The sequence below is a fragment of the Lysinibacillus alkalisoli genome (assembly GCF_014643595.1).
GTDB classification, from domain to species: Bacteria; Bacillota; Bacilli; order Bacillales_A; family Planococcaceae; genus Metalysinibacillus; species Metalysinibacillus alkalisoli.
Genome location: NZ_BMJT01000006.1, coordinates 139064 through 165109, shown reverse-complemented (window position 1 = coordinate 165109; position 26046 = coordinate 139064). Strand labels below are relative to the sequence as shown.

At 36.9% G+C, this 26046-nt stretch carries 29 protein-coding genes and 1 riboswitch; of the genes, 15 read left to right on the top strand and 14 right to left on the bottom strand.

Going from position 1 to position 26046, the window contains the following annotated elements:
• The first annotated feature begins 339 nt into the window (after window positions 1-339).
• Window positions 340-1317, top strand: coding sequence for an ABC transporter substrate-binding protein (locus tag IEW44_RS10550; RefSeq protein WP_188615015.1), 978 nt, complete (start codon window positions 340-342; stop codon window positions 1315-1317).
• Window positions 1318-1357: 40 nt separating this feature from the next.
• Here the strand turns inward: IEW44_RS10550 and IEW44_RS10545 are convergent, their stop codons facing one another.
• Window positions 1358-2062: a transglutaminase-like domain-containing protein gene (locus IEW44_RS10545; protein WP_188615014.1), complete on the bottom strand. Its 705-nt coding sequence runs from the start codon at window positions 2060-2062 to the stop codon at window positions 1358-1360.
• Between the two features lie 52 nt (window positions 2063-2114).
• Window positions 2115-2795 (bottom strand): AraC family transcriptional regulator, encoded by a 681-nt coding sequence (locus IEW44_RS10540; protein WP_188615013.1) that lies wholly within the window; start codon window positions 2793-2795, stop codon window positions 2115-2117.
• A gap of 108 nt (window positions 2796-2903) precedes the next feature.
• Here IEW44_RS10540 and IEW44_RS10535 point away from each other — a divergent pair, with 108 nt between their 5' ends.
• The 3 genes from IEW44_RS10535 to IEW44_RS10525 are packed head-to-tail and all read left to right on the top strand — an operon-like array spanning window position 2904 to window position 6113.
• On the top strand, window positions 2904-4001 hold the full coding sequence (locus IEW44_RS10535; RefSeq protein ID WP_188615012.1) for a hypothetical protein: 1098 nt from the start codon (window positions 2904-2906) through the stop codon (window positions 3999-4001).
• 6 nt (window positions 4002-4007) lie between these two features.
• Entirely contained in the window at window positions 4008-5198 is a 1191-nt protein-coding gene (locus tag IEW44_RS10530; protein WP_188615011.1) for an ABC transporter permease, read from the top strand.
• A gap of 12 nt (window positions 5199-5210) precedes the next feature.
• The gene (locus tag IEW44_RS10525; RefSeq protein ID WP_188615010.1) at window positions 5211-6113 is read left to right on the top strand and encodes an ABC transporter ATP-binding protein; all 903 of its coding nucleotides are present in this window, start codon (window positions 5211-5213) and stop codon (window positions 6111-6113) included.
• A gap of 114 nt (window positions 6114-6227) precedes the next feature.
• Here IEW44_RS10525 and IEW44_RS10520 read toward each other — a convergent pair whose 3' ends face one another.
• The 3 genes from IEW44_RS10520 to IEW44_RS10510 form a co-directional block, all read right to left on the bottom strand.
• Window positions 6228-6674 carry a GNAT family N-acetyltransferase gene (locus IEW44_RS10520; RefSeq protein WP_188615009.1) on the bottom strand — a complete coding sequence of 149 codons (447 nt, stop codon included), beginning with the start codon at window positions 6672-6674 and terminating at the stop codon, window positions 6228-6230.
• Window positions 6675-6756: 82 nt separating this feature from the next.
• Entirely contained in the window at window positions 6757-7227 is a 471-nt protein-coding gene (locus IEW44_RS10515) for a DUF4188 domain-containing protein (protein WP_188615008.1), read from the bottom strand.
• Window positions 7224-7775 carry a PadR family transcriptional regulator gene (locus IEW44_RS10510; RefSeq protein ID WP_188615007.1) on the bottom strand — a complete coding sequence of 184 codons (552 nt, stop codon included), beginning with the start codon at window positions 7773-7775 and terminating at the stop codon, window positions 7224-7226. The genes IEW44_RS10515 and IEW44_RS10510 overlap by 4 nt, the downstream gene beginning before the upstream one ends.
• Window positions 7776-8078: 303 nt before the next feature.
• Here IEW44_RS10510 and rsgA point away from each other — a divergent pair, with 303 nt between their 5' ends.
• Both rsgA and IEW44_RS10500 read left to right on the top strand, forming a co-directional pair.
• Window positions 8079-9053 (top strand): ribosome small subunit-dependent GTPase A, encoded by a 975-nt coding sequence (gene rsgA / locus IEW44_RS10505; RefSeq protein ID WP_188615006.1) that lies wholly within the window; start codon window positions 8079-8081, stop codon window positions 9051-9053.
• Window positions 9019-9666: a uridine kinase family protein gene (locus tag IEW44_RS10500; RefSeq protein WP_188615005.1), complete on the top strand. Its 648-nt coding sequence runs from the start codon at window positions 9019-9021 to the stop codon at window positions 9664-9666. The genes rsgA and IEW44_RS10500 overlap by 35 nt, the downstream gene beginning before the upstream one ends.
• Here IEW44_RS10500 and IEW44_RS10495 read toward each other — a convergent pair.
• The 4 genes from IEW44_RS10495 to IEW44_RS10480 form a co-directional block, all read right to left on the bottom strand.
• Entirely contained in the window at window positions 9659-10423 is a 765-nt protein-coding gene (locus IEW44_RS10495; RefSeq protein ID WP_188615004.1) for a TSUP family transporter, read from the bottom strand. The genes IEW44_RS10500 and IEW44_RS10495 overlap by 8 nt on opposite strands.
• A gap of 189 nt (window positions 10424-10612) precedes the next feature.
• Window positions 10613-10945, bottom strand: a complete 333-nt coding sequence (locus IEW44_RS10490; RefSeq protein ID WP_188615003.1) for a tRNA-binding protein — start codon at window positions 10943-10945, stop codon at window positions 10613-10615.
• A complete protein-coding gene (locus IEW44_RS10485) occupies window positions 10946-11833 on the bottom strand; it encodes a DMT family transporter (RefSeq protein WP_188615002.1) in 888 nt (295 codons plus the stop codon).
• Window positions 11834-11913: 80 nt separating this feature from the next.
• Entirely contained in the window at window positions 11914-12606 is a 693-nt protein-coding gene (locus IEW44_RS10480) for an AraC family transcriptional regulator (protein ID WP_188615001.1), read from the bottom strand.
• Window positions 12607-12921: 315 nt separating this feature from the next.
• Between IEW44_RS10480 and IEW44_RS10475 the strand changes: the two genes are divergently transcribed.
• From IEW44_RS10475 to IEW44_RS10465, 3 genes are all read left to right on the top strand, one after another.
• Window positions 12922-13977, top strand: a complete 1056-nt coding sequence (locus IEW44_RS10475) for a solute carrier family 23 protein (RefSeq protein WP_188615000.1) — start codon at window positions 12922-12924, stop codon at window positions 13975-13977.
• Window positions 13978-13993: 16 nt separating this feature from the next.
• On the top strand, window positions 13994-14539 hold the full coding sequence (locus IEW44_RS10470) for a phosphoribosyltransferase family protein (RefSeq protein ID WP_188614999.1): 546 nt from the start codon (window positions 13994-13996) through the stop codon (window positions 14537-14539).
• A gap of 259 nt (window positions 14540-14798) precedes the next feature.
• A complete protein-coding gene (locus IEW44_RS10465; RefSeq protein WP_188614998.1) occupies window positions 14799-16058 on the top strand; it encodes an NtaA/DmoA family FMN-dependent monooxygenase in 1260 nt (419 codons plus the stop codon).
• A gap of 76 nt (window positions 16059-16134) precedes the next feature.
• Here the strand turns inward: IEW44_RS10465 and IEW44_RS10460 are convergent, their stop codons facing one another.
• The gene (locus tag IEW44_RS10460; RefSeq protein ID WP_188614997.1) at window positions 16135-16509 is read right to left on the bottom strand and encodes a DUF423 domain-containing protein; all 375 of its coding nucleotides are present in this window, start codon (window positions 16507-16509) and stop codon (window positions 16135-16137) included.
• 171 nt (window positions 16510-16680) lie between these two features.
• On the opposite strand from IEW44_RS10460, the gene IEW44_RS10455 reads away from it, so the two are divergent.
• On the top strand, window positions 16681-17268 hold the full coding sequence (locus IEW44_RS10455; protein ID WP_188614996.1) for an ankyrin repeat domain-containing protein: 588 nt from the start codon (window positions 16681-16683) through the stop codon (window positions 17266-17268).
• Window positions 17269-17308: 40 nt separating this feature from the next.
• On the opposite strand, the gene IEW44_RS10450 is transcribed toward IEW44_RS10455, so the two are convergent.
• Complete coding sequence (locus IEW44_RS10450) at window positions 17309-18145, bottom strand: methyl-accepting chemotaxis protein (RefSeq protein WP_188614995.1); 837 nt, start codon at window positions 18143-18145, stop codon at window positions 17309-17311.
• A 132-nt stretch (window positions 18146-18277) separates the two neighbouring features.
• Between IEW44_RS10450 and IEW44_RS10445 the strand changes: the two genes are divergently transcribed.
• The 5 genes from IEW44_RS10445 to IEW44_RS10430 all read left to right on the top strand — a co-directional run bounded on the left by IEW44_RS10445 (window position 18278) and on the right by IEW44_RS10430 (window position 22587).
• The gene (locus tag IEW44_RS10445) at window positions 18278-19171 is read left to right on the top strand and encodes an NAD-dependent epimerase/dehydratase family protein (RefSeq protein ID WP_188614994.1); all 894 of its coding nucleotides are present in this window, start codon (window positions 18278-18280) and stop codon (window positions 19169-19171) included.
• A 43-nt stretch (window positions 19172-19214) separates the two neighbouring features.
• Entirely contained in the window at window positions 19215-19343 is a 129-nt protein-coding gene (locus IEW44_RS16015; RefSeq protein ID WP_268236367.1) for an RAxF-45 family protein, read from the top strand.
• Window positions 19344-19440: 97 nt separating this feature from the next.
• On the top strand, window positions 19441-21057 hold the full coding sequence (abc-f, locus tag IEW44_RS10440) for a ribosomal protection-like ABC-F family protein (protein ID WP_188614993.1): 1617 nt from the start codon (window positions 19441-19443) through the stop codon (window positions 21055-21057).
• 92 nt (window positions 21058-21149) lie between these two features.
• On the top strand, window positions 21150-21581 hold the full coding sequence (locus IEW44_RS10435; RefSeq protein WP_188614992.1) for a MarR family winged helix-turn-helix transcriptional regulator: 432 nt from the start codon (window positions 21150-21152) through the stop codon (window positions 21579-21581).
• Window positions 21574-22587, top strand: coding sequence for a saccharopine dehydrogenase family protein (locus IEW44_RS10430; RefSeq protein ID WP_188614991.1), 1014 nt, complete (start codon window positions 21574-21576; stop codon window positions 22585-22587). The genes IEW44_RS10435 and IEW44_RS10430 overlap by 8 nt, the downstream gene beginning before the upstream one ends.
• A 40-nt stretch (window positions 22588-22627) precedes the next feature.
• On the opposite strand, the gene IEW44_RS10425 is transcribed toward IEW44_RS10430, so the two are convergent.
• The 3 genes from IEW44_RS10425 to IEW44_RS10415 form a co-directional block, all read right to left on the bottom strand.
• Window positions 22628-23365 carry a cyclase family protein gene (locus IEW44_RS10425; RefSeq protein ID WP_188614990.1) on the bottom strand — a complete coding sequence of 246 codons (738 nt, stop codon included), beginning with the start codon at window positions 23363-23365 and terminating at the stop codon, window positions 22628-22630.
• A gap of 91 nt (window positions 23366-23456) precedes the next feature.
• Window positions 23457-23557: riboswitch (SAM riboswitch) on the bottom strand.
• Between the two features lie 107 nt (window positions 23558-23664).
• Window positions 23665-24903 carry a DUF6138 family protein gene (locus IEW44_RS10420; protein ID WP_188614989.1) on the bottom strand — a complete coding sequence of 413 codons (1239 nt, stop codon included), beginning with the start codon at window positions 24901-24903 and terminating at the stop codon, window positions 23665-23667.
• A 12-nt stretch (window positions 24904-24915) separates the two neighbouring features.
• Complete coding sequence (locus tag IEW44_RS10415; RefSeq protein WP_188614988.1) at window positions 24916-25956, bottom strand: hypothetical protein; 1041 nt, start codon at window positions 25954-25956, stop codon at window positions 24916-24918.
• Window positions 25957-26046: the final 90 nt, after the last annotated feature.

Sequence of the window (26046 nt, the reverse complement as noted above, 5' to 3'; positions counted from 1 at the left end):
TATTAGTACCTAGTTATAATTATAAAGAAAATGCTCTAGAGCGTAAAGAGGTATTATACGGTATTCATAATTGCCGGTATTATATGACTAACTTTCGCCAATTTTAACTCCATAAATGATAAGGTAATAGATTATTAGGAGAGAAAAACCTTCATTTTAATATATTTATGATTTTAATATGATATTAATCGTTTTAATTAATATAAAAACACTATGTAAAAGTACAAGTCACTTGTATAAAGTTGCATGTACATTTTTTTTAGCTATGCTATGCTTAATACGCCTATATTTGATAATCATTATCAATTATAGAGAGTTTATTAAAGGAGTTCGTCACGTATGAAAAAATTAAGCCTCTTATTTCTGGCTACCTTTCTTTTATTAGGTATAGTAGCAGGTTGTTCGAAAGACGACAAAACTACAGAGAACACAGCAGCAAAATCAATAGAGCAGCAAGCTACACAAAGTGATAAAGAGGAGCAAACAACAGATACCGCATGGCCACGTACAATCACAGATGCAGCAGACAATGAAATTACATTGGAAGCTAAGCCAACAAAAGTAGCTGTATTGCACCCTTTATATATGGATTATTTATTTGCCTTAGAAGAAACACCTTACGCATCAACAAGTGCAGCCGAATCATTAGAGGATTATGAAACATTAGCACCTTTTAAGGAGGAAGAAGTAATAGATTTAGGTAGCGGGCGTGAGGCTAATCTGGAGATGATTGCACAAGCACAACCAGATATCATCATTGCATTTAAAGGACAAGTCGATAAAAATTATGATAGCTTAGTAAAAATCGCACCTGTCATACAAATTGATTACACAGATACATGGCAAAACACAACACGCTTCATTGCAGCGTTAGTAGGTAAAGAGTCATTAGCAGATGAATATATTGCAGAGACAGAAGAACTTGTCAATGAAACACGTACTAAGTTAGGCGATAAAATGGACAAAACATTTGCTGTATTACGCGCAGATGGCAAAGATTTTATTGCACAAGGTAGTAAAAATGCCGTCTACTATAAAGAGGATAGCTTTGGTTTAAAAGCACCTGAATTATACCCAGAAGAGGCAGAAGCATTGTCACTAGAGGGTTTAGGTGAGATGAATCCAGATTATATTATTGTACAACACGATGAAAAAGTAGCGGAGGCAACGATTGCTAATGTAGCAAGCTTACAAACGTGGCAATCACTAGACGCTGTGAAAAATAATCATGTTTATATTTATAATGGTTCTTTAAACTCAGCGAGTATTCTTGCTGTACGCGTTATTGCACAAAAACTAATGGATATCGAAGACTAAATGTTGAATACGATCAAAAGGTGGGGCGCTTTTCATGGCCTCACCTTTTGATCGTATTGCGCATTACAGTTAGTCGTTGGTTAATACGTTTGCGTAAAATAGCAAAGAGGCGCTGTTTAATCCATGTAGGTGTATTGTGATACTGTGCAAAAAATAAGTCGGGACTAGAAAATATGCCAAGCTCATCTGTAATAGCATAACTTTGGATATACGTGCTTTTACCACAAAAATCAACATCAAAGGTATCTTGCAAGTCAACAGCAATGCCATAACCTAAAAGGCCACCATTTTTAGCTTGTAGTTTAGGTTTAGCATATTGTAAAAAACAATCATCCACAATAACCCCTTCAAGTGCAACCCAAGAGTTATTCACATAGACCTCTGTCCAAGCATGGACAATTTTTTGAGGAGCAAAGAAATAAACAATGCCAGTTAGTGCCCCTTTTTGCATTGTTTTGTGGATATAAAAGCCACGTATGCGACAAGGAATACCAACAGCACGTAGCAGAGCCATGAGTAATGTTGTTTTAGTATTACACTGCCCATAGCCATCTGCTAACACTTGAGATGCACATAAATCATCACGCACATTATAACCAAATACAATCTGGTTGCGCACATAATCATAAATGGCTGCAATTTGTGGTATACCGTCTAATGATTGCCAATGTTGTTGTTGAATTAGCGTTTGAATGGTTGGATGATCATAATTTAGCATCACCGTTTCTTCTAAATATTGTTTCATTTATGCTCACCTCTTATCAATAAGCATAGCGTAAAGGCTATGCAAAATACTTTCACATAGATGCTATCTTTTTAATATCACGTGGCGTTACTCCAAGCTTTTCTTTAGCTGTACGAGTAAAGTGAGAAGCGCTTGAAAAGCCAGCAGCAACAGCAGCATCTGTTAAAGAGTAATTTTGGCATACCAACCAAAAAGCTGTTTTTAATTTTTCATGTACAAAATAACTGCGCATAGAAATACCCACTTGTTCTTTAAAAAGATGAGATAGCCGACTTTCTGATAAAAATACACACCTAGCTAAATGTGCAATATTAAAAGTAGTGACATCATGCTGTTGTAGTGCTTGTAAGACGAGTTGTATACGATCATCTAACCCCTGTTTATATGGTGTGTATTGTGTGGTAAGCCACAGGATGAGTTGTTTGCTAGTACAAGGGTTTTGACGCAATGAAAATGGGGTCAGTGGTTGCTGAGTGAGTTGCTGTATAGCTTCACCTAACAAGGACTCAGGGTTAATGAGTAAAAAGAGCAAGGGCCCTTTACTTGTTAAAGTATGTGGGTAATTTGCTTGGATGATAACAGCATGTGTGTGCTCATTTTGTGTAGCCGTCTTCACATGAAAGGGCTCTGTAAGGGCTACTGTGATTTGGATATAATAATGCTGATGTTGTTCCGCTTGCACGTTTTTGGTATGAAAACTGACATAGTCTTTCTCAAATTCAATAGGAAACATAGTAACACCTCGATATAAAATTAGGTATAATAAAAAAGCTTGTGTATGATCGATTGAATATTTTGATTATACGCAATAATAAGAGAGAAATATATGGAGGTGTGACCAATGTTAAATATGTTGCGTACACAATTTATGTTAGAGCGTACATCAACACGCAATATTTTTGCTGCAGTCGCCGTTTTAGTCGTATTATGTGGCAGTGTCATTTACATACATACTTTGCATATTGGGGATAAAGAACGTGAAACCGCTGTCGAACGACAATCTATTACAGTGGCACTTAGTAAATTCCAAATTGCGGATGACCTCACATTTGATGAGGACGATTTATATACTAATTTAGTCTTGCAAAAGCAGGAGGCCGCTCGCCAAGCTATGGCGCTGCGCATGAACCGGATTGAAGTGTATTGGGATAGTTCCATTAAGCTAACGCAATTACGTGAGAAGGCACAGCAAATCGAGGGATATGAAGTGGTGCAAAATAATTTACCGACATCTGCACAAAATAAACGACAACTTGCCTTTTCTGAAAGTATGCAAAAACAGCATATCGCTATTGAGGAAAATCATTTAACCTATTATCCTTTTATTTTATTTATTATGTCTTTATTAAGTGGGATATGGTTTATTGTTTTAGTAATCTATAGTTCAACTACAGTAATTGATGATTTTACACATGCCACTTTATTGCGAGGTTATCCTGTGACAGTTGGTCAATATATTTGGTCAAAAGCTATTATTTCATGGGGGTTCATAGGACTGCTTATGATTCAAATCCTAGTGGTGAGTATGGGGTTGATGTTATGGCAAGGCACAAGCAACGCACAGTATCCTGTTGCTATTTATACAGGTGAGTTTGTTACATGGCCAATATACCAAGTTATTTTATTATATATGGGTTACTTTATGTTAATCGCCTTATTTGTTATATTAACAACCATTATATTGAATTTGTTATATAAAAATCATTATATAACGATATTTACGCAAATGCTTTTGTGGCTCTTACCGATGTTAGTGCCCTATGTGCGTAACCATGCAGTATGGTATCCCTTTAATTATGTGGACGTGGCTAGTTTAGTAACGGGAGAGAAGCCTACTTTAATCGTAATGAATGGTGTAATCACAATAAGCATTAGCATTCTGTTATTAGCCTTAGCTATCCGCTTTTTATTTACATCAATATGGGATCAGAAGGGGTGAGATACGATGGGTTATTTTAAATTAGAGCTGACACAATTTTTTACTAATAAAAAAAATATTGCGTTATATGTCATTATGCTATGTTTAGCCATTTACTATGCCGTGACACTAGCACCTCAATATGACCCTATTGAGCAAGTGAACGAAAAAGAAATTCAAGCACGTTATGATACACGGCAACATTTCATTGATACGACAGAGGTTACAGCATTTACACATCCCACAGTTCGTTTTGCTTTAGCTGTTTTTACCGATTGGAATGCGTTAGATAAAGCCAGATTAGATGCTTTAGCACAAAAAGATTACCACGCCTATGCTCAAGCCACGGGAGAGTGGTACACCTTTTCAGATGAGTTAATTTACCCTGCTAATGGTGAGATGTTCTTTTACCATCCTTTATATTATACGTATGGTAATTTATTTGCACGTGAAGATGGCAGATACGGCTATTTAAGAGAAGCTAGTCGATACACAGCCTATGCTGAAAATAATAAAGCGCTCACTCTACCAATTTTAAATGAGCAAACGGCTTGGCAAACGTTACAACGCAGTTTACAAACATTCTTACCCTTTATTATACTCGGTTTCAGCTTATTATTAAGTGTAGACATTGTTTTAAAGGATAGAGCATATCGTACTATATTGCGTGGTTTCCCTGTTTCAGAGTGGTATCGTTTATGCATGAAAGGCATAGTAGCTTTAATTGGCTCTCTCCTCTTACTGCTTCCTGTAGGTATTAGTTTTAGTATAATTGCCATGCAACAAGGACTTGGTCGACTGTCTTTAGCAGTTCCTATTTTTGAGCATAGTGGGCGTCATTTCACTACAGTTCCTTTAGGTGTGGCGATTGGGCAATCATTGTTATTAGTATTGCTCCTAATCGTGATGACAATTTTACTTGTGCTCCTCATAAGTATTGTGTTTAAAAACGAGTTTATTATTTTGGTAATAGGCGCATTATTTATGACGCTAGAGTTCTTTTATTACGAACGCGAAATAGGGCCTTATCGTCCTGTAGAATGGTTACCTACTAGTTTTATAAGAGTTGGCGATATTGTCACAGGTTATCGTAACTTTTTATATAATACGCCAGGTTTACAAGTGACACAGGGCATACTTGTTTTAAGCCTATGCGCTGTTGTATTAGCCATATTGATTAAAATATGCAGTCACAATAAACGATGTCATTGGATGTAGGAGGGATAGAGAATGATTGAATTACAGCAAATCACCGTGCAATTTGGCACGAAGCAAGTGTTGCAAAATATTAGCATGACGTTTCATAAAGGCGAGATTATTGGGCTAGTAGCACCTAATGGCACAGGTAAGTCAACCTTAATGAACGTCATGATGAATTACGTTAAACCTCATCAAGGACGTGTAATTTTACAGGAGAAATGGCAATATACGACGAAGAAGAATGAAGTGTATATACACCAACAAATGTCAATGATGCCTGATCAAAGCGATTTATATCCTCATTTATCAGGTAAAGAGCATTTAAAAATGTATAGTGTGATGTGGGGGAGTTCGCCATCACTTATTGAAAAAACGATTGAACAATTAGGCATGGCTAGTTACGTTAATAAAAAGACAGGCACGTATTCATTAGGTATGCGTCAACGCTTATGTTTTGCTATGCAAATTGTAGCAGATACACCCATTATGCTAATGGACGAAGTCATGAATGGTTTAGACCCTACACATGTAGAATTAATCTCACAAATACTGTTGCAAAAAAAAGCAGAAGGTAAAACGATTATTATTGCATCGCATTTACTGGAGAACCTAGAGAAATATGCCGATCGTATTTTCTTTTTAGTAGGTGGGCAATTACAATTAGCGGCCGATTTATTGCCGTTAGTGGCAACAACAGCAAAAGCAACCATTCGTATGGAAGATGCCACAACACAGCTTGCTAAAGCATTGACTCAACAATTTGTAAATAGCGATGTACAAACGTTACCGAATGGTACTACCTTATGTTATCTCTCACAAGCCTCCAATCATTCAGTGGGGGAAATTATTGATTTTTTACAAGGGCATCAAGTGACAAATATTCATGTTGGCCCGATTACTTTACAAGACTTATATTCCCTTTATTTTCAATAGCAAAAAGCTACGATCTTTTCTACAGAAGGTCGTAGCTTTTTATGTTAATACTATCGTAATTAAACGTAAAACAAGTATTGCAATCATTGGACATTGTTAACTGTTAATCGTGCGTTAGTGCTGACAAATTTCCCACTGCAACACATTGTGGTGCGTGGCAGTAGGTGTCATCTTTAATTTTTTAAAGACGTGGATGGCAGCATCGTTATGGGACTCGCATTTCGCAGTCACCTTGTATACCTCATCTTGCGCTAAAGCCCAGTGAATCATAGCATCAAGCGCTTCAGTTGCAAAGCCATTCCCTTGTGCATCATGTGAAATTTGATACAACATCTCTACAACACCATCTTGATCGGGCTTACTCTTAAAACCCACATCCCCAATAATTTGCTGACGAGTATGATCCATAACAAACCAAGTACCCCATCCAAAGAGTGATATGTCATCTTCAATTGCATACATATGTTGTTTCACTCTTTCCGTAATGGTGTAGTGTTCGATTAAAGCCATCGCAGAAGGCGTGCATGGAATTAAGTCTAATCGAGCCGTCTCAATTTTCATAATCAAATCCTTCTTTCTTTACCTTGTCCTTAATATAATGACGATGCAAAGACTTTTAGAGTTTCGCAAAAGATAAGCGAAATTAAGGTTGTAGACGTTGTTTAGCGGTATGTAACGATGCAGTGATAGGGATTTTAGGTAATGCCTTCGCTAACCCGTAGTCATTCATATTGCTAAAAACAGACTCATATTGCCCACTCGTAATAGGATAGGTCTCATGGTAAATCCCAACACTATTGCTTTTCCCTACACGCTGCATAAAGTTTTTCCAAGCCTGTAAGTGCTGTTGTTGATGTGCATAGGCGTGCAAATGATCAATGGAGCGCCAATATTGAATCATTACACTAGTACGTAAGCCAAAGTAACTTTCCATAGAAAGAAAGCCGAGCGCTTCTTTATTTTGATAAAGTTCTTTTATAAGTGGTGGCATGCTTGCGAAAACAGGTAGCCACTTATGCGGCTTCCAGTATTGATTAATGCGCATGCCAATTAAAAATACTACAATATCTTCTTTATTCTCTGTGGTAAATCGCCCAGGTGTTACTTTGCTCATTGTAATTGACCTCCTAAGTCTTGTAGGGTTTCTTGACACCATTCAATAGCAGCCTCTGTTATTTTAATGCCATAGTTTAATGTGTAAATCCAAAAATATGCATCTTGTGTAGTCGAAACGGATGGCGATAACTCTTGTTTTAAGGTTTGATAGGTTTCAAGCCGTAGCTGTAGCGCTTGTTGATATTGTGTGAGCATTGTCAACATCGCCGTTGTTTGGTGATTGCCAAAAAATAATTTTAATAACACTTCATTTTTTTCAGTGGGGATTTGTGTTATTTCTTGCGAGAGCCATTGCTGTAATATGCTATAGCCTTTTGTCGTCAATGTGTAATGTTGTTTATTTGGTTTACCTTCTTGTTCAATCGTTTCGACTTGAGCTAGTTCATCTTGCACTAAAATTTTTAAAGTGGGATAAATTTGCCCATAACTAATCTTCCAAAAGTGGGTTAAGCTACGGTCAATTAATTGTTTGATGTCATATCCATTTCGGCAGTTTGTTGTTAAGATGCCGAGTAAAGCATAAACGGTTGGATTATAATTTTTCATAAAAACCACCTATCTAAAAGTTATATATCTAACAGATATATTTATACCATAAAAAAATAGAATTTGTAAAATTAAAATTGACAAGTCCAGCAATTTAATTTAAGGTAATTACATTACTGAAACAGAAAGGGTGAGTAAAGATGACAAAACAATTTATTTTAACGAAGCGATATTGTACGTCATATTTTATTTGCTCACACCTACAATAAAAGTGTGTATTTTTTCCTAATGGCAAATAAACCTTATGACTGCGATACGCGGGTCATAAGGTTTTTATTTTGCATAAATATGGAGGAATTACAATTGAATCGTATAATAAACGGACGAGTAGTGCTCGTTCATAAGAGAATGTATCGTGTGGCTACGTCATATGGTGAAATATTATGTACAGTATCAGGTAAATTTCGTTATCAAGTATTGTCATTGGCAGCGTACCCAGCAGTAGGCGATTATGTAGAACTAGAATTACAAGCACAGGAGAATAAAGGTGTGATCCATCAAGTGCTCCCGCGTAAAAGTGTTTTTTCACGTCATCATGCAGGGATGAAAACAGATGAGCAAGTCATTGCAACAAATATTGATATGTTGTGGATTGTTACAAGCATGAATGAAGATTTTAATATGGCGAGGCTTCAACGTTATGTTATTGGGGCTAAACAATCTGGTGCAATACCATTTATTGTGTTAACTAAGGCGGATGAATGTCATGATATTGCGCCTTTTATACAATCCCTTCGCACCTTCCACACAATGGATTATGAAATAGTAAGTGCTATCAATGGTCAAGGCTTACAGCGCCTGCACAAGTTTTTGCAAGAAGGTATTACTGTGGCTGTTGTCGGTTCTTCAGGTGTGGGGAAATCCACTTTAGTGAATGCGTTATTACAACAAGAAAAAATGCGCACAAGTGAGATTAGAGCAAAGGATGCCATGGGAAGACATACTACAACACATAGAGAGCTCATTGCAGTGGGTCAAGGTTGTATTATTGATACACCTGGCATGCGCGAATTACAACTTTGGGCAAATGAAGAAGAAATTACGACAAATTTTGAAGAGGTAGAACGTTTAAGCGCATCTTGCCAGTTTAGAGACTGTACACATCAAGCCACTATTAAAGGGTGTGCAGTCCAACAAGCCATTAAGGATGGTGAGTTGGCTGAAACGCAATTAAAAAGTTATTTTAAAATGCAGAGAGAGGCTCAACTTCAAATGAAGCGACGTCAAGAACAGGAGCGAATAAATGATAGAAAACGTAATAAACGAAAGCGATTATAAAGCGGTGATTGATGCAATCCAAACGCTCATACACACTACACAGTCTCCTATAATAATAGGTATTGCTGGTCATGGTGCAGCAGGGAAAACGACATTATCTCATCAATTAAAAGCGCATTTTGGCGAGCAAACAAGCATTATGCATACAGACCCATACATTATAAGTGGTATGGTACGTAAACAGAGTGTCGTATCTTATGAATATGATGGACAAACTTATCATGCTAAGGTGACGGCTTGTCATCCAGAGGCACATCACACGGATTTATTAAAGCGAGATATTACAATGTTGAGAATGGGGATGGATATTGCAACTGTGCAAACCCACTATCAAGCATCTGCAATCATAAGAGCAAAGCAAGAATTAATTATTATAGAAGGTATGAGTGTTGCTTTTTTACCCCAATCACTACTGGATTATAGCGTTTATTTATATACAAATGCCGAAACAGAGTTTGCACGACGCTCAGTACGTGATATTAGTGAGCGAGGTATGTCACTTAGTTATTTACAAGAAACACATGCGGATCGTAGACGCCAATATGACATTTATATGCATCCTTATGCAGAAAACTTCACGACAGTCATTAATACGAGTACAGTATTCACATAAAGTAATCCCATGTGTTTTTGGCTAATAATACAATAGTTACCACAATAAAGAGGAGGCGGACATAACTGCTTCCTTTTTTGATAGCAAACTTAGAGCCGACAATAGAGCCGACTAACTGTGCAGCCCCCATTATTAAACCGTAGCTATAAACGACCTCACCTAAATACATGAACATTAATAAGGCAGCGATATTACTACCAAAGTTTAATAGTTTTGCATTGCCTGCAGCTTGTAAAAAATTAAAGCCAATTAATAAAAAAGCAAATAATAAAAATGAGCCTGTACCAGGGCCTAGAAAGCCATCGTAAAAACCGATACCAAAAATTAAACCGATAAATAATGCTTGCTTGACTGGCGTTAATTTTTGATAGCGAGAAACAGCGCCCCAATCTTTTTTTATGATGGTGTAAATAGCAACAGCTGCTAGCATAATTAACATTAATGGCTTTAAGAGCGCAGGGTCAATTAAATGCACCGTATAAGCACCTAACATGGCGCCTATAAAAACACTTGGAAATAAATTTTTTAAACTTTGCAATGATACATTGCCTGAGCGATAAAAAATGATAGTGCTCGTTAAAGAGCCAATCGTACCTGCTAACTTGTTTGTAGCGATAGCTGTGGCAGGTGGCAAACCTGTAAATAGTAAAGCAGGAAGTGAAATTAAGCCTCCTCCGCCTACTACAGCATCAATAAATGCTGCTAAAAAGCCAAATGATAATAAAATTATAATAATTGTAGGATCTAATTCCCCCAATAGCCTCACCTTATTCTCCTAAAAGTATATGTATTAAATTGTACCCTAATCTCAACAAGCCTATGCCATTTTCTTAACGAACATACAAAATAAATTAGGAGTCCCTATTTTACATATACTATAATATGTTGTCTCTTAATAATGCTGTAATAAAATATCCCTAGGTCGAAGTGACCTGAGGGATATGTTTTAACCAATTTTAACCCCATTGTCTACATGGGCATCAGGACGAAGTAGCACAACATCATCTTCTGTTGGCATGCCACCGATCACAAGTACCTCTGATTTAAAACCTGCAATGCGTCTAGGTGGAAAGTTAACGATAGCAATTACTTGTGTTTGAAGTAATGCATCTGGTGTATAACGTTTAGTGATTTGTGCTGAGGAGTATTTCTTTCCGATGGTCTCTCCAAAATCAATACATAATTTGATGGCAGGTTTACGTGCCCCCTCTAAATAAGAAGCTTCGATAACAGTACCTACTCTCATATCTAATGCGATAAAATCGTCAATTGTAGCCAATTATGTCGTCTCCTTTACATTTGTTGTTTTATGAAATGAGATGTTGCCAGATAAAAATAAACCAAAAATAATAAGTAAGGTTGCTATTATGTCATATAACGTGATTTTTTCCCCTAATAAGAGCCAAGCAAACAAATAACCAAAAACAGGCGTTAAAAATAGCCAGTTATTCGCTTTAACAGGGTCTGTTTTGAGTAAATAAAACCAAAGCAACATCGTGAAAACCGAAATAATAATCGTTAACCAAAAAAGTGCGCCAAATAAATGGAAATCCCATACAATAAAGAAATGTTTACGCTCTGTGAAGTAAGCAACAGGCAATAATAAAATGCCTCCTATTAAGATTTGCCACGTGTTAATTGTCAAACTGGGCAAATCTAACTTTACTTTAGAAAAGTACACACTACCAATAGCCATGGCTAACATACCAATGGTTAATACGATAATACCTGTTAGGCTAGCTTTACTTGTGATGAGAGAAGGGTAGGTGGCAATAATAAGACCTGTTGCAGCGATACCCATGCCCATCCACTCCCTATAATCAAATGGTCTACGCAACCAAATATAGGATAATAAAGCGACAATAAAAGGGTTAACTGTAACAAATAAATTAAATAGGCCAGCAGACACATACTGTAATGCCCAAAATGTAGCACCTAAATAGATGGTGGTATTCAATAAACCTAACAGGAATAGTGCACGCCAATGAGAGCGCTTCGGTAAGGCTTCACATTTGATGATATGGATAAACATGAAGAGTAAAAAACCTGTAATAGCAAAACGTAGTAAGGCTAAAGTTAAAGGTGTGGTAGAGACAATACCAAATTTAGTCGCAATAGAAGCACTTGCCCATAACATAGTAAAAATAATTCCTAAAATTGTAGCCATCGCATTGCCCCCGTTACATTAGAATCGCTATTATCATAACGTAAAAAAAAGCGCCTTATTTCACAATAAGACGCTTGTTTTTAACATAGTGTATGTTTTTTACGGAATTCGCTAGGTGTCATCCCTTCATATTGTTGGAATAATCGAGTGAGCGCTGATTGATGAGATAATCCAACTTGTATAGCAATAGCAAGTAAAGAAAAAGAAGTATATTGTAAAAGCTCTTTAGCGCGAGTTAAGCGCACATCACGAATATAATGAGCAGGTGTTTTACCAGTCTGTTTGATAAACCATTCGGTATAGTAAGTACGACTGTAATGTTCGAGGTCAGCTAATTGTTGAATAGATAACGGTTCATCATAATGCTCATGAATGTAACGTATAGAAGGAGATTGCTCTCTTTGTAAGCATTGTGAAATATAAGGATATAAGGCCCGTAATGTTTTCCCCCCTTGTTGTAATTCATATAAAATGAGACTCCGCAATGCTTGCCATTGTGGTGAGAAGGTATAGCTAATGGCTTGTGTTTGTGTAGCTGATGAGAGTAGGATATCTGGAATATCTAAGACTAAAAATTCGTTTTGTGTTTTAGCATAAAAACTATGAAAGGCATTAGGTGGTACAAACAATAAAGATTGAGCACTAACAGATGTAGTATTCTCCTCCATAATGACAAATAATTCACCTTGCAATGGCATAATGACATGAGCATGATGATGTGAATGTGATGCCACATCTTTCGTATATGTTCTTTTTTCAGCAATGAGTTGCATGGGATACCTCCTTCTCCATGTAATAATCTAACATGTTAGTTAAGACCTACAAACGGCATAAAAATCCTGTTTACTCCTTTTTTGTTTATATTGACAATGAAGTGATAATTACTTCCTTTTATAATTTGTCAATATTCGTGTTTTATTTGATTATATGTGTTTTTCAAGACTTTTGTTCGTATTTTAGCGCCAATTACCATAAATTAATTATAAAAATAGATTGAAATGTTCTTGTTTCATGTATAAAATAAGTGATGTTCGTTACATTGCAATGCGAAAAAAATACAATATGAAGTAAATGGAAAGGTGACAAATTTGGAATTCTTAAAAGATATATTAGCGGCAATAGGTGTTTTACTCAACGGATTGCCTCAAGGCTTATTAGCACTTTCTTTTGGCTTTGCTTCTGTTCCAACCGCTTTTGCCTTCTTTATTGGTGCAATAGGTAATACAGCAGTAGGTTCAATATCTGTTATTTCTTATCAAGCTGAAACAATTGCTGTAGCAGGCTCTATGGGTAAAGATATGAGAGAGCGTCTATCAATGATATTCTTTGGCGCAACCATTATGTTAATTATTGGTCTCTTTGGCTTCTTAGAACGTATTGTGGATTTCATAGGCCCTGTTATCACGCATGGTATGATGGCTGGTGTTGGCTTGATGCTTGTTAAGATTGCGTTTGATATGATGAAAAATGAGCGTCTCATTGGCGGTAGCTCTATGATTGTTGCTGTACTGACTTACATGATCACTAAAGATTTAGTGTATACCATTCTTGTGTCTGTTGTGGTGGCGAGTATTGTAGCACACTTTGTTAATAAAGATAAAGAGCACCCAGCACTACCTAAGGAAAAAATTCAATTACAAAAATTAACGCTTAATGGAGCTGTCATACGCGGTGCATTAGCGATGGTAACATTAAATATTGGCGCAAATATCGCCTTTGGTAAAATCAATGGTGAGATTGCTAATCAAGATGTGAATGTGGATCATTTAACTGTAATTAGTAGCTTAGCAGACATGGTGTCTGCCTTATTTGGCGGTGCGCCAGTAGAAGTGGTGATCTCGGCTACATCTAGCGCACCACATGCGGTGTTTGCTGGTGTTCTTATGATGGTGATGATGGGTGTTATTTTATTAGCAGGTTTATTACCTAAAATTGGTCGTTATATTCCAAGTACAACAATTGCAGGTTTTTTATTTGTCTTAGGTGCTATTGTGACAATGCCACCCAATGCAGCTGTCACTTTTGCAGCAGGTGGGAATGATGCTATTGTCGGTGGGATGACAATGGCGATGACAGCTATTTTTGACCCATTTATTGGCATGTTATCAGGTTTAATTATTGAGTTTTTATTAGGCGCATTTTAATGAAGGAGTGTACATTTTGACAAAAGAGACATATACATTACAAGTAGCAGGTGTAACACGTGAGCTACCCATCATTGCATTAAATGACGCACTTTGTATTGCGAGTTTTGTGATACTAGGCGATGCTGAAATCGTAAAAAAAAGTGCACCATTACTGGTAGAACGTTTACCCGAAATAGATGTTATTGTTACAGCAGAAGCGAAAGGTATTCCATTAGCACATGAAGTAGCTAATGAATTAGGGTTTGGCACCTATTATGTTGCACGTAAAAGTGTAAAAGCATATATGGATTCACCTGTTATCAAGAAAGTAAATTCTATTACAACAACAGATGAGCAAATCTTATGCTTTGATGCAAAAGATGCGGCTGCGATTAAAGGGAAAAGAGTAGCTTTAATTGATGATGTAATTAGCACTGGTGAATCGATTGAAGCATTAGCACAACTAGTTGCTTTAGCAGGCGGTGAAGTGGTGGCAAAGGCTGCTATCTTAGCAGAAGGTGATGCTAAATTGCGTGAAGATATTATCTTTTTAGAAGAATTGCCGCTTTTCACAAAGTAATTGGACAATGGAAAATAGGTGGTAAAGGAAATGAGTACGTTTCCTTTACCACTTTTTTTGTAGATACCTTTTAAAAGTAATGTATTAGGCTGTGTTTAGGTTTTTGTATGGACTTTTGCGCTTATGATATTTAAAAAATGTTGTTTTGTAGATGTATTTATTTTCATACATGTATTTTTGCTTATAAAAAACTTGCGTTGTGATACATGTAATTGTAGGATGTAAATGATAAGTATTTTCATTTGATAAGGAGAAAAAAATGACAAGACAATTAACTATTGGGATTCATTTATCAGCAGCAAGTGACACGAATAGTATAGGACCAGCTATTGATGAGCAAATTGCATTTGTACAAAGAGCGGAGGCTGCTAAACTAGATTTTGTATTTAAAGCTGATTATTTAGTAGCGCATCCAGCCTTAATGGCAAAAACTAAAACAACAGTAAACCTAGATCCTAGTTTATTATTTGCTACATTAGCAAGAGAGACCACACATATTGGTTTAGTTACTACTATTTCTACATCGTTTAATCCGCCCTATGTCATTGCAAGGCAGTTGCAATCTCTAAATTGGATCAGTAACGGACGTATAGGTTGGAATGTTGTTACATCAATCGATGGCGCTAAAAATTTTGGTGAAGATGCTATGTTACCGTCTCAACAACGTTATGAAAAAGCAAAAGAGTGTACGGATGTTGTACATCAACTGTGGCATAGTTATCCTTACGAGGCAATGAAAGCTAAAGGAGATATGGAAAAAATTCAAGCATCGGTAAAGCCCATTCATTATGAGGGGAAATATTTTAAAGTAGAAGGCCCACTTAGTGTACCTATGCATCCGGCGGGAGATATTCCATTATTTCAAGCGGGTGCATCAGATGTAGGGCGTCAGTTTGCTGCTACAGTATCAAATGCTATTTTTGCAGCAACACCTACAATGGAGGCAGGTATAGCGTTACGAAAAGACTTGCGTCAACGAGCACAAGCTTTAGGGCGTTCAGCCGATGCTATTCGTGTATTACCAGGTTTATATTTCTTTATTGGCGATACGTATGACGAGGCATGGCAAATGTATTACGAAGCACATGCCCACTTAACCGTAGAACGTAAATTGCAATCACTACAAGCTGTTATTGGCAAAGATTTTAGCGATCTGGGATTAACAGATACAATCACAATTGATATGCTACCAGAAATCACAGATGCTATTCGTAGCAAAACTCATGCCACACTATTACGAGACTATGTAGCCAATTATCAACCAACATTAGAACAACTACTTTGGCGACCAGAAGTTATTGGCTCTGCCCATCTGGTAGCCATAGGCACACCAAAACAAATTGTAAACCAAATCAAAACATTTTATGATAATGGCGCATTAGATGGCTTTATTGGTGTACCAGGCAATAACGCTTCTTTAACCCAATTTTATGAGCAAGTCATTCCACTCCTAGTTGAAAGTGGTCTATTCCGTCAAAAGTACAATGGTAGTACTTTACGAGAACATTTACAATTATAAGTGAAGCGAAATCTCAACATGAAATGATGGAAGCTAAAAAGGGAATCGCGTTTAATAAGCGATTCCCTTTTTATATTTAACTTAAAATACTAACAACAACAAGAACCCAAGCGATAATAAATAACAGACCACCAATTGGTGTGATAGCGCCAAGTTTTTTAACACCTGTGACAGCTAAAATATACAAGCTACCTGAGAAAAAGATGGTGCCAATGAGCATAAGATAACCTGCCCACGTTAATGTGCTAATCGTCCCAAAGAGTTGTTCGTGACTTAAAATACCAACGGCCATCATACCAAGTGCATGATACATTTGGTATTGTACAGCAGTCTCCCAAATGGCGGCATAACGGGCCTCTTTAAATTTATCTTTGAGCGCATGCGCCCCAAAAGCGCCTAATATAACAGCTATGGCAGCTGAGATGGCGCCTAAAATAAGTAATGTTTGCATAATGTCATCTCCTACTTTTACTCGTCTTGTTTTAGTATAACTTGTTTAATGGTAGCTTTCAGTAATTAATACTTAAGTTGTACAAAAGCCATTATAAAGTGTGATTGGTATGAAATGACGATGCTTTAAATGTTGAGAAGCAATGATATGGGCAAATCAGGAGGAAAAGAGATGACAATTTTTAAGGCAATTGAAGAAAATAATATAGTGGCAATTAAACAATGGATGTTAACAACAGCGATTAATCATAAAGATGAACATGGACGCACGCCAGTTATGCTAGCTACTTATCAAAATAAACCAACTTTAGTAGACATGTTCATTCAAGCAGGAGCAGACGTTAATATCCAAGATAATCAGTTAAATAACCCCTATTTATATGCTAGCAAAGAAGGATATATGACGATTTTAAAATTAGTATTAGCTGCTAAAACGAATACTAAAATATACAACCGTTACGGTGATACCGCACTAATTCCGGCAGCAGAGCATGGTTATTTGGACGTGATGACTTTGTTATTGCGTGACACAGATATAGATATTAATCATATGAATGATTTAGGGTGGACCGCTTTATTAAAAGCTATTATTTTGGGAGATGGGAGTAAAACACAGCAACAAGTTGTGCGCATGTTATTACAATACGAAGCTGACTTTACCATAGCAGATAAAGAAGGGGTTACTCCGTTGCAACATGCGAGACAAAAAAATTATATTGAAATTGCTGATATTTTACAAGAAGCAGGTGCGAGTTATTGAAAAAAGACTAGAACAGTAGCTCTTGTTCTAGTCTTTAATACTATAATGTTTCTTTTAAAAAGCCTTGTATTTGACCTGTGAGTTGGTTTAGATCTTCAATGATTTCACTAAAGTCTTGTACTAAATGAGCTTGTTCGTTTGAGGCTTCAGCGATTTGTGTCATACTGGTTTTCAAACTTTCAATATTATGTTTAATGCTAACTAATGATTGGTCAATTTGGTCTGTAGCTTTTGATGTTTCAGAAGATAGTTTACGTACTTCTTGAGCTACAATATTAAAGCCAGCTCCATGTTGGCCCGCACGTGCAGCTTCAATAGAGGCGTTGAGCCCAAGTAAGTTGGTTTGTTGCGAGATATTTTTAATTAATACTGTAATTTCGTTTGTACGTTCGGAATCCTTTAGGGCGTGTTCAGATTGTACGCGAATTTCTTCACTAGTGGCAGATAGCTCCTCAGAGTGTGAGGCGATGGTATGTACACGGTCTTGTAAAGAGTTAATGATTTCTTGCATAGAAGTCATATATTCATTTAACTTTTCTTCATTTTCTACAGGTAATCCGATTGCTAAAGCTCCAACGACGCTACTGCCTTCATAAATAGGGAAGGCAAATGCATTGATGGCAACACCGTAAACTTTTCGGTCAATATGTACATCTGCATTTTGTCCACGAAAAGCTGTATAAACATTATTGTCATTAGGGTTTACTTTTTCTCCATCCCGATAACCAGAGTCTACGTTGCGGCCTGCCATATAGCGCAAAACGATTTCGCTTTTTTTATCAACAACAGCCACAATCGCTTCTCCTTTTAGTGTCATATGAATATAAGGTGTAGCTAAACATAAAGCATCAAGAATCGTAGCATTAGCAGTGTTCATAAAACATCTCTCCCTTTGATTGGATGCCTTTATTATAGCATCCTAACCTTGCCCTAATCGTAGTTTTATCATAATTTTTAAAATTGTATTAAAATAAAAGTGCTTAATAAAAAGAAGATAAGGGGTGGCACGATGAAAAAAATTCTAGTAATAGGTGGTACACGTTTTTTTGGTAAAAAATTAGTGGAACAATGTATAGCAAAAGGGCATCAAGTAACCATCATAACGAGAGGTCACACTGAACAACCATTTAAGCAACAAGTGGAGCATATCATTGTAGATCGCACAGACCAACAAGCGTTAAAACAAGCAGTGGTTAATCGTGATTTTGATGTAGTATATGATAATATTTGCTATTCACCAAATGAAGCACAACAATTTTGTGAAATATTTAACGGCCACATTGGTAAATTAGTATTTACTTCGACGATGAGCACATATGAAATGGATGGCATAGAGAAAACAGAAGAAGACTTTAATCCTTATGATTATCCTATTCAATTTGGCGATACAGCAGACTTTAGTTACGGTGAGGGGAAACGTCTAGCAGAGGCTGTACTTTATAAGGAAGCTACTTTTCCTGTGGCGACGGTTCGTTTTCCAATTGTCATGGGGTTAGATGATTATACACGTCGCCTCCATTTTCATATTGAACATGTATTACAACAAAAGCCGATGGGTTTTAGCAATATGGAGGCAGAGATGTCCTTTATTACGGCAGATGAGGCGGCAACATTTTTATTATTTATCGGCTTATCTAATTTAGAAGGGCCCTATAATGCAACCGCAAATGGCACTGTCTCATTGCAAGCATTGATCACTTTAGTTGAAGAAGCTACAGGTCAACATGCAAAGATTAGTTTACTAGGAGATAGTACATCACGCTCGCCTTATGCAATCTCACAGTCTTGGTATATGAGTAATGCCAAGGCGACAAAAGCAGGGTTTGAATTTACTCAATTATCGCAGTGGTTACCACAATTAATTCAAGCTATGACAAGAGAAATTCGTTTGCATAAAGATTAAAAATCTGCTATTATAAAGAAAATTTTGAACGGAGGTGGGGAGAATGAGCGATTTAGTTATGACGACAAGTGTAGATACAGCCATGTATTTTTCACGTGTCATTACTTTTGATTTTGCTACTAACGGGATTCGTCTGTCCATTTTTAGAGAAAATCAAAATAATATGTCATAGCTGATTAACTACATTCTTTTCACAACAAAGAGGAGACTGCTCGTTAATGAGTAGTCTTTTTTGTATGCTTTTAGCTATGCCTATGGAGGCAAATAGTATGCAAATCAAAGCAGAAAACATTACAAAAATTTTAGGTGGTAACACGATATTTAAAGACTTAACATTAGCCATTGCACATGGTGAACGTCTAGCAATCGTAGGGAGAAATGGTTGTGGCAAAACAACATTACTTCAATTACTAGCAGGTGTTGAAGCTGTAGATGCGGGAAGAGTCATTAAAGCAAAAAATAGTAAAGTCAGTTATCTCCATCAAATTCCAATCTATCACAATATTACGGTGCAAGAAGTACTGCGATTAGCATTTTCATCACTAATCGAAATGGAACAACAACTTCAACAATATGAACAACAAATGCAGGTTACAACAACCGAGCAATTACTCGCACAGTATGGAGAAGTACAAGAAGAGTTTATACAATTAGGGGGTTATGAGATTGACCACCAAATCCAAACAGTAGCTAATGGTTTAGGAATTACCTCACTGTTAGCGCAAGACTTTGAACAATTAAGTGGCGGTGAGAAAACAAAAGTAATGTTAGCACACGTCTTATTAGGTAATCCTGATACCATATTATTAGACGAGCCTACCAATCACCTAGATTTATCAGCGATTGAATGGTTAGAACAGTTTATTCAACAATATAAAGGCTCTGTTGTGATTGTGTCTCATGACCGTGAGTTTTTAAATCATACGATTCATAAAGTAGTAGAGTTAGAAGAGGGTGAGTTGTGGGAGAGTAGAGGAAATTACGATGATTATTTACGTAATCGAGAAGCAAGATATGCTCAACAATTTGAGCAATATAAGGAACAACAAAAGAAAATAAAGAAAATCCAAGAAGCCATTAAACGTCTAAGACAATGGGCAAATGAAGCGAGCCCACCTAATCCTGATTTATACCGCAAAGCTAAAGTGATGGAAAAAATGTTGCATCGCATGGAGAAGGTAAAACGCCCAGCAATAACAAAGCATATGCAGTTGCAATTAGAGGCAAAAGAACGCAGTGGTAAACGTGTCTATACTGTGGATGAGATGTCTTATATTGTACGAGATGACTTTTTATTTTATGATGTGAATTTTGCTATCTATTGGCAAGATCGCTTAGCGATTGTAGGTGATAATGGCACAGGTAAGTCGACATTATTAAAGTTGCTGTTACAACAAATAAAACCAACAACAGGTAGTATCCAACAAGGCAGTAATGTAAAGGTAGGCTACCTCTCACAACAATTCGAAATGCTTCAGCCTAAAATGCGCTTAATCGATGCTTTTAGAGAGCATTGTATGATGACAGAGCCTGAGGCGCGTCATGTGTTGGCTAAGTTTTTGTTTTATGGACAAGATGTGTTTAAACAAGTAAAGGATTTAAGCGGTGGCGAAAAAATGCGTTTGCGTTTAGCGCAATTGATGCAAGAGGACTGCAACGTATTACTATTAGATGAACCGACGAATCATTTGGATATTGATTCTTGCGAAGTATTAGAAGAAACATTAGAAAATTTCAAAGGCACGTTAATCGCTGTTAGCCATGACCGTTATTTCTTACGAAAGCTCTTTAATAAGACGGCATGGATTATGGCCCAGCAAGTTACGATGCATAATGGTAATTATGATTGGGCAAAGGAAAAGCAATTAGCACAATTTTCATTGTAGTGTACAGGCGTAAAAGGTTCTCCTTTTACGCCTTATTTATATTATAAGTTATATGAGTTGATTTTATTTAGTTTAGCTACTAAACTAAATTTATGAAAAATATATTATCGTACGACATTGGTCGTTTAATTTTCCAAATTCAAAAGATGGAACAAGGACAAGATTTTGACTGTGTGACATTATCAGCAAGTGAGCTACATGTTATTGATGCGATAGGAACAGAAGCTGTTATGCTGCGTGTAATTGCTGAACGTTTACAAATTACAAAAGGAGCGGTGACGCAACAGATCAATCATTTAGTTGACAAAGAGATTGTAGAAAAAATCCCTAATCCAAAAGATAGACGCTCACAATTAGTGACATTAACAACTTGTGGACGAGAGGCTTATCTACAGCATCAAAGTATGCATGACCAATTAATTGCGCGCCTTATGACTGAGCTATCATCAGAAGAAGCGATCACTGTTTTTCACAAAGGATTACAAGTTTTAATTAAAGCATTGGAGGATGCAAAACATGGCTAAAAATATTGTTATCGTTGGTGGGTACGGACATGTAGGGCAAATGATAGCCAAACAACTCACAAAGTATTTTGCAGGACGTATTGTTATTGCAGGGCGCAGTGCACAAAAGGCGGCGCAAGTAGCAGCGCAATTTGGTGGGGATGTACAACCCTTACAATTAGACGTCACACAACTACCTCATTCAGATTTTTTAGCTACTACAGCATTAGTTGTGATGTGTATTGACCAAGAGAATCCTGTTTTTGCAGAGGCTTGTATGGCGCATGGTATTCATTATGTGGATATCTCTGCTAATTATACGGTATTAAAAAAGTTATCCACAAAACAAACGACAGGTACAGCAATTTTAAGCGTTGGTTTAGCACCTGGTATTACAAATTTACTTGCTAAAGAAGTCAATCGTTTACTGCACGGTGCACAACAAATTGATATTTCCATTATGCTAGGTTTAGGTGACCAACATGGGGATGCAGCGATTGATTGGACGCTGCAAAGCTTAATTCAACCATTTATGTTAAGAGGCGAGTATGTACAGCCATTAACACAAGGTAAGACCATCGACTTTCAACCATTAGGTACACATCAAGCCTATCGCTTTAATTTTTCAGACCAACATATTTTATCCGAGACACTTCAAGTACCTGTTGACACAAGGTTTTGTGTAGAAGTACCTGTAGCGATGCAAGCTTTTCGAATAATCCAAAAAATAGGCGTAGTAAAAGTCTTACAGTACGCTAAAGTGAGAAAAATGATGCTAGCGTTACTGCGTACACCAATTGTTGGTAAAGAAATTTTTGCTGTTAAAGTGGAGGCTAACAAAGATGGCAAACGAGCACAAGCTTTATTAATAGGTCATCAAGAGGCACTAATAACGGCACAGATGGCAGCTGCAGTAGTGCAAAAAGTTATGATGACGTCATTGCCTCAAGGTATTTATCATATTGACCAGTTATTTGATTGGACAGATTTTGAATCGTTATTAACAGGTGTAACTTTTCAGTCTTAAATAAAAAACCTATTGGAAAATCTATTTCCAATAGGTTTTTTTAAGGCAAGATGGCAAAGGAACGCACAGGGAAACCAGAAGCTTTTTCAGGCTTGGCTACAATATTAAAGATAATAGCACCTTTAGCAGGTAATAAGTGTAAATTTGTGAGTAGTTCCACTTGATAAGTATCTTGGGCTAGCACATAGTACTCGCCTTCTAGTGTGCCTTTTTTTCGAAAGTCTACCGCAGAGTCGGTATCATAAGTTTCGTGCCCTACTGCTTTAATGCCACGCTCTTCAAATAGAAATTGCAATGCATCTAATCCCCATCCCGGGATGTGATTATTACCTTCATCATCTTGATTATTAAATAATTCTTTATTAGGCCAACGTTTACTCCAATCTGTACGCAAGGCAACAAAAGTATCGGGCTCAATAATGCCATGCTCGGCTTCAAAAGCTAAAACGTGTTCAATATGCAGTGTGAAGTCTGCATCTAGTGCCGCTTCATTAGCATAATCAAGCACAATGAGTGGCAAAACCAATTCTTCTAGTTCTATATCTTCCAAATATCTTGCATTTTCAACAAAATGAATAGGTGGATCAATATGTGTACCATACTGTCCTGCAAACGAAAATTGTTGTGCGAAAAATCCATCGTTGTGAGAGAACAATGTGTTGAATTGAGCATCATTAAACATAGAGAAATGTGGTGAGCTAGGGCCAAAGGTATGTGTGAGGTCTACCCATTGTTTTGATTTTAATGTTTGGAGTGCTTGTAAAATATCGTTGGTCATTATCATCCCTACTTTTGCGTTATATTCTATTACAAAAAACGCCCTTCTTATCATGAGAAGGGCGCTGGCAACTTTGTCTATAAACGCTCAATTCTCATCTTTATGGCATAAGCCATTTGGATGTAGCACCATACTGCTAGCTGGTTGCTGAGATTTCGTCGGGCCAAGTCCCTCCATCTCTCATGATAAGAAAAGTAAAATTATTGTGAATAGTTGTATGGTATCTTATCATGAAAAAAGAAATAAAGTCAACTGATACACTTGGTTTTAAATGATAAGTTATACACATGTGGATAACGCTATAATGTTTTAATGATTTGTTGATAGCGCGTGCGGTATGGTTCTGGTATGCGTTTAAAAGGTGCGCTCTCAAAATCATTGAGATGGATAATACCAAATAACGTATATAATATTTGACTAATCGTCATATCTTTATACTCTTCCCAATGTGCGGTTTGCTCTTGTGTCACTTCGCTACATATTGTATAAAATGGTTTTGTCATAAATTGCGCTAACCAATGTAAGTTTTCTTCATGTTCTAGTATGGCGGTTGTAAAAATAGGGTGATAAGCCACTTCTTGAACCGCTAAGACAGAAGCGACAAACATAGGTAACGATTGTGGTGTTAAACCATAGTGTTCGGTAATGGCCATGGCAAAGTATTCTGGCATTGGCGAGTGATCGCCATCGCACTCCATCATATAATCTATAACAAGCTTTTGGTAGGAGAGGTTAGTTAAGCCAAGACCAAAGACAGCAAAGGTACTAGGCATTGCTGCTTCTTCCTCATCTACATCATGATAAAAGTGATATTCAGCCATAGCTTTGTAACTATATTCTTGTAATGCACCGTGTAAAGCGGGATAACGTAACACTTTGGCAAAGAAGTGATGCGATGAAGTAATGGGTAGCGTCTTTATAGGTAAGGTTAGTGTACTTTCACCGTTATAAGTAATGCCGAAACTTTTAGGGAAATCGTCTGTTAAAACAGCGTTAATATAAGTGATAGCCTCCTTGTAAGCTTGCAATGTTTCTTGTTTTATTTCGATGTAGATAGTAGCTAAAATATCATTTGCCTTACCAATGAAATAAGTTGTTTCTTGATATTGATGGTGCGCCTTCATAAGGTTTGACCCAGTCGTTATGAATTGTTGATAGGTGCTTGCATCTATCAATTGGAGATCTTGTAAGAGTCGTTCAACAGTGAGCGACTCGAAACTCGCGCCAAATTTACTTAACATGGCAATATAATACTGCCAAACTTCTTTGTATTGTGTCGTTTTATTGTTTTCAGTGAAACGTGCTAGTGCATAACGTTGTTCTTCAAAACCTCTTGTTTGTCTAAAATGATGTAATAATTCAAAGTGTTGATTGTAACATAGCGCTTCATACAAATTAAAAATAGAGAATGAATGCCCTTCTACAAGACATTTATGTGGATAAGTACGTTCATCTATTGTGTAAAGTTTTGCTGTAATTTGTTTTTCGATATTTTTCCATAACGAGGTGTCTGTTAGTAATGGATTAACGGTTGTCATATATGCTCTCCTTTAGGTTTGTTGATAAGTACAAGCGGTTATACGATCTTCTTCACAAATCATCATATAAATAACACCCTCCGCTTGCAAAATGTTTTGGTCAGCTTGAGCTAAAAATGTCATCGGTTGTTGGCAGTGCGGGCAATTAGGAAAGTGAAAGTCTTGCACCCAGTGAGGTAAACCACCAATAAAAGAAAGATCATAAGGCGTCAAACCAAAAGTCGCAGGTTTAGGTATGATGTTTAATTGATAGGCATGTGAGAGATCATCTTCATATGTATAGGGTGATGTCTCACCTTGAAAAGGCCGTATTGTTGTTGTGCCGTCTAACGAATAATCATTGAAAATAGCCTCCTCATAACAGACGCATTGTAAACAAGTTGTTATGTTTAGCCACCCTTTTTGCAAAAAAGGAAGCTGTTGTTGGCGATTATCTATACTTAATACCATGGTGAGTGGTGAGTGACAAGATGGGCAATTTCCTTCAGCTTTCGTAAAAATAGTAGCGATAGGTGTTTTGGTTTGTTTACGTTCAAATACATAGCAATCATCATAATGTAACTTTTTACATGTGCCATGATGACTATGCCACCCTGCCACTTGCGCATAAGCAGATGGCGTAATATAGAGCTGTGTTATCCATAACGGTTGGTAAGTTTCTAAACGGGCGAATGCTTCAGGCACTTTAGGGTGTTGTGTGAAAGCGAGACAACATAATAAAGCTGCGCCAATATCAAGTTGTGTAGTAGTAAAAAGCTGTGCAATCAACTCATTAACAATTGCGTCATCAGCATGCCAATAGAGAAGTTCTTGTTCATAAAATCGTTGCTGAATGCCAGCAAGTTGCAAAGGATATGGTATGTTGCCTTGTACAGCAAGTGCGGTGAGTAAATCATCATCCTCTAATTGGTGAGCAAACTGTTTAATCAATTGTGTAGGTTGTTGCGTTTGCCAATAATGTAATTCCTTTTCGCTCCTACAATCAAAACAAATCCCTTCAAAATAAATGGTGCGCTCTAAACAATTAGGGCAAAGCCTTGCTTCTCGCTTCATAATGAAGCCTCCTTTATCCGTACTTATGTTCGCTTTTAAGTATAACGTGAATGACAAAATAAAAAAATAGCTATTTTACATCGCTTTATT